At 63.7% G+C, this 8,757-nt stretch carries 12 protein-coding genes and 1 pseudogene; 5 read left to right on the top strand and 8 right to left on the bottom strand.

Going from position 1 to position 8,757, the window contains the following annotated elements; genetic code table 11:
* A pseudogene (locus VHL31_RS04050) lies at window positions 1-225 on the top strand (serine/threonine protein phosphatase); the annotation flags it as partial.
* An 80-nt stretch (window positions 226-305) separates the two neighbouring features.
* Here VHL31_RS04050 and VHL31_RS04055 read toward each other — a convergent pair.
* The 4 genes from VHL31_RS04055 to VHL31_RS04070 all read right to left on the bottom strand — a co-directional run bounded on the left by VHL31_RS04055 (window position 306) and on the right by VHL31_RS04070 (window position 2,135).
* Window positions 306-1,052 (bottom strand): Crp/Fnr family transcriptional regulator, encoded by a 747-nt coding sequence (locus VHL31_RS04055; protein WP_329659928.1) that lies wholly within the window; start codon window positions 1,050-1,052, stop codon window positions 306-308.
* Between the two features lie 344 nt (window positions 1,053-1,396).
* Window positions 1,397-1,552, bottom strand: coding sequence for a hypothetical protein (locus VHL31_RS04060; RefSeq protein WP_329659929.1), 156 nt, complete (start codon window positions 1,550-1,552; stop codon window positions 1,397-1,399).
* A 13-nt stretch (window positions 1,553-1,565) separates the two neighbouring features.
* Complete coding sequence (locus VHL31_RS04065) at window positions 1,566-1,805, bottom strand: hypothetical protein (RefSeq protein WP_329659930.1); 240 nt, start codon at window positions 1,803-1,805, stop codon at window positions 1,566-1,568.
* Window positions 1,806-1,946: 141 nt separating this feature from the next.
* Window positions 1,947-2,135 (bottom strand): hypothetical protein, encoded by a 189-nt coding sequence (locus VHL31_RS04070; protein WP_329659931.1) that lies wholly within the window; start codon window positions 2,133-2,135, stop codon window positions 1,947-1,949.
* A gap of 22 nt (window positions 2,136-2,157) precedes the next feature.
* On the opposite strand from VHL31_RS04070, the gene VHL31_RS04075 reads away from it, so the two are divergent.
* The gene (locus tag VHL31_RS04075) at window positions 2,158-2,382 is read left to right on the top strand and encodes a hypothetical protein (RefSeq protein ID WP_329659932.1); all 225 of its coding nucleotides are present in this window, start codon (window positions 2,158-2,160) and stop codon (window positions 2,380-2,382) included.
* A gap of 627 nt (window positions 2,383-3,009) precedes the next feature.
* The gene (locus tag VHL31_RS04080; RefSeq protein WP_329659933.1) at window positions 3,010-3,738 is read left to right on the top strand and encodes an SDR family oxidoreductase; all 729 of its coding nucleotides are present in this window, start codon (window positions 3,010-3,012) and stop codon (window positions 3,736-3,738) included.
* A gap of 59 nt (window positions 3,739-3,797) precedes the next feature.
* Here the strand turns inward: VHL31_RS04080 and VHL31_RS04085 are convergent, their stop codons facing one another.
* Complete coding sequence (locus tag VHL31_RS04085) at window positions 3,798-5,042, bottom strand: MFS transporter (RefSeq protein WP_329659934.1); 1,245 nt, start codon at window positions 5,040-5,042, stop codon at window positions 3,798-3,800.
* Window positions 5,043-5,226: 184 nt separating this feature from the next.
* Window positions 5,227-6,429: a Bcr/CflA family efflux MFS transporter gene (locus tag VHL31_RS04090; RefSeq protein ID WP_329659935.1), complete on the bottom strand. Its 1,203-nt coding sequence runs from the start codon at window positions 6,427-6,429 to the stop codon at window positions 5,227-5,229.
* 322 nt (window positions 6,430-6,751) lie between these two features.
* Here VHL31_RS04090 and VHL31_RS04095 point away from each other — a divergent pair, with 322 nt between their 5' ends.
* On the top strand, window positions 6,752-7,048 hold the full coding sequence (locus tag VHL31_RS04095; RefSeq protein ID WP_329659936.1) for a hypothetical protein: 297 nt from the start codon (window positions 6,752-6,754) through the stop codon (window positions 7,046-7,048).
* A gap of 249 nt (window positions 7,049-7,297) precedes the next feature.
* Window positions 7,298-8,053 carry a 3-oxoacyl-ACP reductase family protein gene (locus VHL31_RS04100; RefSeq protein ID WP_329659937.1) on the top strand — a complete coding sequence of 252 codons (756 nt, stop codon included), beginning with the start codon at window positions 7,298-7,300 and terminating at the stop codon, window positions 8,051-8,053.
* Between the two features lie 94 nt (window positions 8,054-8,147).
* Here VHL31_RS04100 and VHL31_RS04105 read toward each other — a convergent pair whose 3' ends face one another.
* Both VHL31_RS04105 and VHL31_RS04110 read right to left on the bottom strand, forming a co-directional pair.
* The gene (locus tag VHL31_RS04105) at window positions 8,148-8,420 is read right to left on the bottom strand and encodes a hypothetical protein (RefSeq protein WP_329659938.1); all 273 of its coding nucleotides are present in this window, start codon (window positions 8,418-8,420) and stop codon (window positions 8,148-8,150) included.
* Between the two features lie 4 nt (window positions 8,421-8,424).
* Window positions 8,425-8,619 (bottom strand): cytochrome c oxidase subunit 3, encoded by a 195-nt coding sequence (locus VHL31_RS04110; RefSeq protein ID WP_329659939.1) that lies wholly within the window; start codon window positions 8,617-8,619, stop codon window positions 8,425-8,427.
* Window positions 8,620-8,757: the final 138 nt, after the last annotated feature.

Raw genomic sequence — 8,757 nt, forward strand, 5'->3', positions numbered from 1 at the left:
ATGTGGTCACGTGCCCGGCTCGAGGAGGGTAACCTTGAAGGCGTGGCCGGTGTGCGCGCGGTGGTGGTAGGTCACACACCGGTGCGGCAACCGGCAGTCTTGGGCAACGTCTACCATATCGACACGGGCGGCTGGTTGACGACCGGGCGCTTCACGCTGCTTGATCTTGCCAGCCTCAAGGTCGTGAGCGAGCCACAGGACCTCCTCGTCCTTCAGACGAGTTGAGATGGCGCCAGGCGCCTCACATGCCTTGGTCGAAGCCGCCCTGGCATCGTTGAGCAGGATACTTCGAGTACCACCTGGCCTCAGCGCCAGTATTCGCCGCGCGTCCCTGCATTCAACCCGAACAGACGCTCGGACGCGCGCCGGCTGATGCCGTAGCACTCGCAGGCACTGCTCTCCAGGCCGGGCCGGTCGGTGATCCGCATCCGGCCTCCCCTATAGCTGATCATACCGGCCTTCTGCAGTGCACCTGCAGCGATGGTGATCCCAGCACGGCGAACACCCAGCATCATGCTCAAGAACTCATGGGTCATGGGAAACTCGTCGCCTTCGGCACGGTCGTGGCTCATCAGCAGCCAACGGGCCAGGCGCTGATCGGTATGGTGGCGTCCGTTGCAGGCGGCCGTGCGCGCCACCTGCCCGTGATGCAGCATGACATAGCGCAGCAGCAGCGTACGCAGGACCGGGTCACCCTCCATCGCCGCACGCAGACTGTCCGCCCCCATGCTCAGCGCGGTGCCCGGACACTGAACCATGACTTCCAGGTCGTCGAACGCCTCGCCGAGGATGACCGGCAGGGCGGTCACGCCCTCCCAGCCGACCAGTCCGACCTCACCGCTGTCACCGTCCTCCAGCGGTGCCAGCATGGAGCACCAGCCGCGTTCGGGAAAGTAGACCGTGGCGATCGGCTCTTCTGGGCGATGCAGGACCTGGCGCAGTTCGAGATCCACCGGTGTCAGCTGTGGCCACAGCTTCGCCAAGCTGCCCGGCGGCAGGGCCGCCAGCAGGCGGTTGCGGATTGAAGGGGTGAATGGAATGGACGAGGCCACGAACGGCTCCTGCGCACTATATCGGCGGGAGCTCACGTACCTCTCTCAGCCGCCCGCGCCGGAAGGTTGCGGCAGGCGATGAGCTATATATGGCACGGCCGCCAGAAGTTACATGTACGATATCGTACAGCAGCAGCCAGAATGTGGTCTGTTTCGTGGCTGCTTCCTGCTGGGTGGTCCAGTCACGTCAGGCCCATCCATGAGATCTTAGGAATAAGCATGACTAGAATGGTGCCTCATTTTCTGTACCTGATCAGTCTAGGAGCCAATGACGGCGGTGACGGCCAAGTCGGCAGGGCCTTTCTTTGGCTGACGCGTCCATGTCGATGCATCGGTTCACCCGCTCAATGCCGTGCAAAGATCAGCAATGCGTTGAGCGGTCCGTTCAGGTCGATCGGGCCGTCATAGGTGATGGCATGCCTGGGAATGCCGCCCTCGGCCAGTGGGGTTATGGGCGTGATCACTATCGTGGCCCCACCTGCCTCATGGATGGCCGCCAAGCCAAGCGATCCATCATCCAGGCCGCCTCCTAAAGGCCACGTCGATCATGCGGTGGCCAGCGTGCGTGGCCATCGACTTGAACAAGAGATCGGTGGTGCGGTTGCGATACTGGCGACCGGGATCACGGACGAGGTCGCCGAAGCTGTGGGCCGCCAGCGTCAGATGCTCGGCCGCCTCACCGATGTAAAGGCGGTCACCCTTGAACGGTTCGTCGTCATCCGTGACGAGCCAGAGAGTACGCCGACTGCTCATGAAGAGACTGGTGCACGGGCCGCCACGGGCTGGCTAGGCTATGGGCTCAGATCGGGTTTCGAGGTGCTCATGACGGCCAGCCGACACAAGCTAGACGTCGACCAGCCAACTCACCCGAACTGCTTCTTGTTTCCTTCTTCCTTAAGGCGGCCGGGGGTTCCCGAGCGCGGCCAGTGCCTCGTCGGTGAAGTCCTTCAGGCGGGCGATCGCCATCGCGAGCGTCTTGCCGGCTTTGCTGCCGCCGTCCGCCAATCCGGCGGCCGGGGTTTTCGAGACATTGCTGGCGGTCACCAGCTTGTCGATGAGCCGCTCGCACTTGCTCACCTCCATGACGGACGGGGCAAGGATGTTGGTGGTAAGCTTCGGCGGTTTCGCCGGCGCTCAACGATGTGGTGGCGCCGATCCGCTTGGCGGCTTCTTCCAGCCGCTCCATCGTGGCGGTGACATCATTGGTGCCATCGCTGATCAGGATGGCGACCTTGCATATCTGCTGGTCGAAGTCGGTCGCCATGTTGGACATGGTGCGCTGCGCGACGTGGACCGGGCAGTAACGAAAAGTGATGTGCTCTGGCCGTAGCTCCTGAGACTCTGACCGACTCTCTACAAAGAAGAGGACCTTCAGGCAGGACGGTTGGGGCGGTCATTCTGGCCAGCCTCCGACTTGGCAAGGAAGTCCGCATGACTTCGCCAAGGCTAAGCTTATTGGCATCATCCAACGCAGGAGTCGGATCGACCTTCGGACCAACCGAGTGACGATCCAGATGATCTGGTCGTTAGCGATGCAACTTCCTCCGATTTTCTTGATCATGAAGCAGAATTTCTACTCCAGATTGTTTGCCAACTCCGAAGCCGCCACAGTTCAGCGGTTTGCGGGCAAGATGCCGATTTCTGTGAGTCAGCCGAACGGCGGAGCGCTTGACCGTCATGACGGGCGCACGTGCTTGGCTACATACGCTGTGCTCATCTCGACACTCCGATGATGTCTGTGACAGCCATTTCCACCAGCGGGAGAGAAGAAGCCTGAGTGTTCCCGGGTGCGGGCGGACGACCATCTTCACCAACGAGATCTGATCAGGCGTGTGGCTCGCGGCTGGCGCGAGTCCACTTCTTGCGACAACATCGGTAGGGTCGATGCGGCAGATGACTTGATTGCCGGTGGCAGTCAGCCTTCAAATATTTGTCATAGTAACAGGAGTAGAATGAGATGACTGACTTCGGCGGCCGCACGATCCTCGTCACGGGTGCCAGCGGTGGCATCGGCGGCGCTACGGTCCGCCATCTCCGTGCAGGCAACGCCGACGTCATCGCGAGCGGTCGTGCAGAGGACGCCCTTGCGGCACTGGCAAAGGAGACGGGCTGCCGGACGCTGCCCTTCGATCTTTCCTCCGAGGAGTCGGTGCGTACAGCGCTGGAAGGTCTGGACCTGTGGGGTGTCGTGAACTGCGGCGGATTCGGCGGTGAAATCGCCACGCCCATGGACACTGATATCGCCATCTTCGACAAGGTGATCAGCATCAATGCGCGAGGTGCCCTGCTGGTCACCAAATATGCTTCGCAGTCGATGGTCCGCCTGGGCAAGGGTGGTGCCATCGTCAATGTATCAAGCCAGGCGGCACTGGTGGCGCTGACGGGCCATATCTCCTACGGCTCATCGAAGGCAGCACTGGACAACATCACGCGCGTGTCGGCGCTGGAGCTCGGAAAGTACGGGATCCGCGTCAACAGCGTGAATCCGACGGTCGTGATGACCGACATGGCGGCCGGCTATTGGGGACGCCCGGAAGTTGCGCAGCCCTTCATGGAGCAGATGCCCCTGGGGCGCTGGGCAACGGTGGATGAGATTGCTGCCCCTATCGTTTTCCTGCTCAGCGATGGTGCGGCCATGATCACAGGCGCCTCACTTCCGATCGATGGTGGCTACACCTGCCGGTGACCTTGGCACATAGTGCTCATGCTCTCAGGAAGAGCATGAGCACTATGTGGTCGAACACGCTAGGCCGGGGCCACCGCCATGGGCCGTGCTGTCTCCCGGATCGGCAGGTGGATGAGCGCACTGAAGGCGCCGATGCCCACCCCGATCCACCACACGGCGTCATAGCTGCCGTAGGCGTCGTAGAGTCGCCCGCCCAGCCAGACGCCCATGAAGCTCCCCAGCTGGTGGCTGAGGAACACGATGCCGTAGAGCGTGCCCATGTAGCGCAGCCCATAGAGATGCGCGACGAGGCCAGAGGTAAGCGGCACGGTGGCGAGCCACAGGCTTCCCATCACGGCGGAGAACACCAGCACCGTGGTAGGCGTCATCGGCGTCAGGATGAACCAGGCGGAGACCAGGGTGCGGCCCGTATAGATCCCGGCCAGCAGGTACTTCTTGGTGAAGCGCTTGCCGGCCCAGCCTGCCACCAGCGTGCCGGCGATGTTGCCAAGCCCAATGATCGAGATCGCGACTGCCCCCAGGGCACCAGTCGTCGTGATCCCCATCGCATGCAGCACGCTGCCCAGCATGATCGGCCCACAAGTTTCGGCCACGAAGGCGGGGAAGTGGGCAGTGATAAAGGCCAGCTGATAGCCGCAGGAGAAGAACCCCATGAAGATCAGCGCAAAGCTCGGATCCCGCAGCGCCCCCAGCACCACTGCTCCCATGCTCTCCTGAAGCTCCACCCTGGAGGCAGGACCGGGCGTGCGCATCCAGGGCAGCACGAGCAGCACCGCCAGGATCAGGGCCGCAAACGCCAGGAACACGCCCTGCCATGGCATGAGCGCCAGGAGGCCCTCTGCCAGGGGTGGCCCCAACACCTGCCCGGCCGACCCGGCGGCGGTCACGATGGCCAGCGACATGGAGCGGTTCTCGGCTGACGAGGCCCGGCCCACGACAGCCAGCACCACGCCGAACCCCGTCCCTGCGATGCCCAGCCCCACCAGCACCTCGTAGAGCTGGTGCTGGATCGGCATGGTCGCACCCGCCGACAGCACCAGACCCAGCGCATAGGCCAGAGCACCCAGGATGATCGCCTTGCGGTCGCCGATCTTCTCGGCCAGCGCGCCGAACAGCGGCTGGCCGAAGCCCCAGGCTAGGTTCTGGATGGCGATGGCAAGGGAGAACTCGGCGCGGGGCCAGTTGAACTCCATGGCGATCGGGAGCTGGAAGACGCCGAACGAGGCGCGGATGGCAAAGCCCACCAGCACCACGAGGCTACCAGCTAGGAGGACGGGGGTGAACAGGGGAGCATGTCGGGCCATTCCGCCTCTTTGCGCGGCACAGGAACATTGTCAACCGACAGACCCTGCGCGACCTCTCATGCACTGGAAGACGTGGCGGCGGAGGCAAGCTCCATCAGCTACACAGATGCGGTCAGATCAGCCTCATGCTATCCTTAGCGTCATGGGCTGGGCCGTGAGCCTGGCACCGGTGTCGCATGCTCGATCAGGTCGGCCGCGTCAGGATGGCGAAGCCGGCGGCCAGCAAGGCACAACCCAGCAAGATCAATGGCACCGCCCAGACCGCGGGGGCGTCGATGGCACCGACCACCGCCGCACCAGCCGCTCCCGCTATCATGTGCAGCGCGCCCATGACGGCGCTGGAGGTGCCCGCAGCACCCTCCACCGCCATCAGTCCCAGCGCCACCGCCGTCGGCAACATGAACCCCACGCCGATCTGCGACAGGATGATCATCGCCATGGCCAGCCAAGCCGAGACAAAGCCGGCAGCGGTCAGCCCCAGGAACAAGAGCGCGCTCAGTACCAGCAATCCGATGCCCGTATGGATGCGCCGCTGCGGGCCGACCCGCAGTCGTGGTGCCAGCAGCCCACCTGTCAGGAACGCCATGGCATAGCTAGCCGTGGCCAGCCCGACGGAGGTGGGTGCCCAGCCAAAGCCGCCGCCATACAGGCTTTCTGCTGCGGCGAACGCGGCATAGCCACCGGCAATGGCTGCGCCCGAGACCAGGGAATAGCCGAGGAAGACGCGCACGCGCAGCACGTGGCGATAGTTGGCGAGCACCGACGCGAAACCACCCTCGCGACTGCGGCCATGATGGCTCTCCGGCAGGGCCAGCAGCACGACCACCGTGACCAGGAGACCTGACAAGGCGCTCAGCGCTAAGGAGGCCCGCCAGCCGAACTGGCCGGAGATGACGCCGCCCAACACCGGTGCCAGGGCCGGCATGACAGCCATGGCCAAGGTCAGCATCGACATGACGCGCACGAACGTATCGCCGGCATAGCGGTCGCGGGCGATGGCACGCGGCAGCGCCAGACCGGCGCTGGCGCCCAGCCCCTGCATCAGTCGAGCCAGCAGCAGCAGGATGCCGCTGGGTGCGAGGGTCGCAGCGATGCTACCCACGACATAAATCGCCAATCCCGCCAGCAGCACCGGTCGCCGCCCCTCGCGGTCCGACAGCGGCCCTACGACCAGCTGCCCAAGCCCGATCCCGACCAGTACCGCCGAGAGGATCAGTCCGGCTGAGCCAGCCGGCAGCGAGACGTCAGCGGCGATCACGCCCAGTGATGGCACAACCAAATTTGTCGCCATCTGCCCCAGGGCCGTCAGCGCCATGAGCAGCAGCAGCGCACCGGCCGAAGGCATCTGAGAGCGCGGAAGCGAGGCTCCTTCCGTCGGCTTGATCACGTTGTCTGGTTCCAGAAGCAGACACCAACAGCGGTGCTGACGAGATGGTTCGGTCGCCCGAGTGACCTTGGCTTTTGTCACGCAAAGGCCGTGCCATCAGGACTGCGAGTTGTCGAGGGCAAGTGGGCGACAACGGAACTGGCCGAGCCATGAGCGGGAAGCGTGGGCTTGGGGCCGACGCGACGCTTTCACGATCAGCAAGCACTGGTGCAGAGGAAGGGCTACAAGACAGTTGGCCCGCTCGGTACCAGGAGCGCCCGGACCGGAGCTTTCGGATGACGCCCTTACCAGCCATTAACCATGCTGCACTGATCATGCCCGCATGAAGACACAGGCCGTCGGCCTGAACGAGCCAGTGGTGATGCGCGGCCTGCTCGTCAAGCTGTTCAAGCACTCGGACCTGGCCGGGTTCGATCGGCGCGGCAGGTGGGTGCTGCTGATCCAGACGGCGGCCATGCCGCTCTGGCTCTTGGACGAGCTACGCGTCTTTGGCGCGGAGGATGGGGACCTCAAGGAGGATGATCCAGAAGAAGAGGACGACCGGGCCCATGAGCCTCCGGTAGCTCATGATCCGTCGCCTGCGCTTCCTGCTGAGATTGCAACAGGGCCTATTGCCTGATCTTCGAACAGCAACTCATCCGGCAGCGAGATGCTGCCCTGCTGCCACCGAATTCGGTTGGTGAGCCCGATCGGCGGAAACAGCGAGGTGACGTTGCGCATCGCATCCCGCCGAGCCCCGAGAACAAGGTTCAGCGCCGCGGCGGTACAGCTTCCTGACCCGCCAGCAATTCAGCATCGATTCCGGACACCTATGAGCCTATCCCTGTGACCGAGACCCGTGAATGTTGGCAAAAGGACAGAGTCGGTGATGGGTGGATTCTCACTCGAGGGGCGTACGGCACTCGTCACTGGCGGCAGCCGGGGCATCGGTGGAGCCATCGTGGAGCTGTTCGCCGCACATGGTGCGAAAGTCGCGTTGTGCCACCTCGGTGACGCGGCGGGTGCTGCCGAGCTCGGAGAGCGTTTGCGGGCGCGAGGGTTGGCGGTGGCGGCAATTGAATGCGACGTCGCCTCGGAACAGGCCGTAGCCGCCATGACCGACTGGGCAAGGGCGCAACTCGGGCATGTCGACATCCTGGTCAACTGCGCGGGCATCGGGGGTGACAAGGCTTTTGCCGATCTGACCCTGGCTGAGTGGGACCGGATGATCGGCGTGCATCTGCGCGGCACGTTCCTGGTCACCCACGCTCTTTTTCCAGAGATGGTCCGGCGTGGATGGGGACGTGTGATCAACATTGCCTCGCAGCTGGCCTACAAAGGCGCACCTGGCCTCGTTCACTATTGCGCTGCCAAGGCCGGCATCGTTGGATTCACGCGCGCACTGGCGTACGAGGGAGCACCGCATGGCGTCACCGTGAATGCCATCGCTCCGGGACCGGTGGAGACCGAACTGCTTCGAGGCTTGTCGGAGGAGTGGCGTGCCATGAAGCAGGCACAACTGCCGATCGGACGATTTGGCAACGTCGACGAGATTGCACCCACCGCTCTTCTGTTGGCCTCGCCTGAAGGCTCCTTCTATGTCGGCCAAACGCTCTCGCCCAATGGCGGCGATGTGATGGTCTGACCTGCGGAATGGCCCAGCCGGGTTCTCGCACCGCGAACGAGATCTTGCTCGGGGAGGCGGGCGCTGGCAGGCGTACCAGTTGGGCCGATGCAGGTCAGAACATGGAGCGTGTGACGTAGTCGGTCGAGACAAGCAAGATCAGGATCAGAAGCCAGACAGCGGCGTCCACTGCCGCCAGCCGCACTATGCCGCCAGCTTTGTTCTGGTGCATGTAGAACCAGAAGATCAAGCCCGCCTTGGCCAGGGCGACCGCAATGCTGAACATGAAGCCCAATGGGCCGATCAGCACGAAGCTGCCGGCCACAGTCAGTGCCAGCAGCACGAGGAGGCCAGACCAGACCAGGATCAGCGGGCGCAACTCGGCCATGGCATCACCGCGCCAGATACAGGATCGGATAGAGAAGCACCCAGACGATGTCGACCAGATGCCAATACAGGCCGGAGACCTCGATGGTGATTGCGTGCCCTGGAAGTGTGATGCGGCGTTTGAGCAAGAGCCAGGACAAGCCGCTTACCAGCGCGATGCCGATGGTCAGATGAATCGCATGCAGCGCGGTGGCGAACAGTCTCCCGGCCTACAGTTCTTTGAGACACCGCATTGCAGGTAGAGGACTGCAAGGAGGTGGAGGATGGACGAGGACGTTGGGGCGGACGTGGGTCCGGTGGAGCGCGCCCGCTACGCTGGCCGATCCGGGTCCATGCCC

It is taken from the genome of Geminicoccus sp. (assembly GCF_036263595.1).
GTDB lineage: Bacteria > Pseudomonadota > Alphaproteobacteria > Geminicoccales > Geminicoccaceae > Geminicoccus.

Excerpts from the sequence above, each read along its gene's own strand:
- VHL31_RS04070 (WP_329659931.1), bottom strand. The coding sequence starts at position 2,135 with ATGGAGGTGAGCAAGTGCGAGCGGCTCATCGACAAGCTGGTGACCGCC.
- VHL31_RS04080 (WP_329659933.1), top strand. The coding sequence starts at position 3,010 with ATGACTGACTTCGGCGGCCGCACGATCCTCGTCACGGGTGCCAGCGGT.
- VHL31_RS04100 (WP_329659937.1), top strand. The coding sequence starts at position 7,298 with ATGGGTGGATTCTCACTCGAGGGGCGTACGGCACTCGTCACTGGCGGC.
- VHL31_RS04095 (WP_329659936.1), top strand. The coding sequence starts at position 6,752 with ATGAAGACACAGGCCGTCGGCCTGAACGAGCCAGTGGTGATGCGCGGC.
- VHL31_RS04105 (WP_329659938.1), bottom strand. The coding sequence starts at position 8,420 with ATGGCCGAGTTGCGCCCGCTGATCCTGGTCTGGTCTGGCCTCCTCGTG.
- VHL31_RS04085 (WP_329659934.1), bottom strand. The coding sequence starts at position 5,042 with ATGGCCCGACATGCTCCCCTGTTCACCCCCGTCCTCCTAGCTGGTAGC.
- VHL31_RS04065 (WP_329659930.1), bottom strand. The coding sequence starts at position 1,805 with ATGAGCAGTCGGCGTACTCTCTGGCTCGTCACGGATGACGACGAACCG.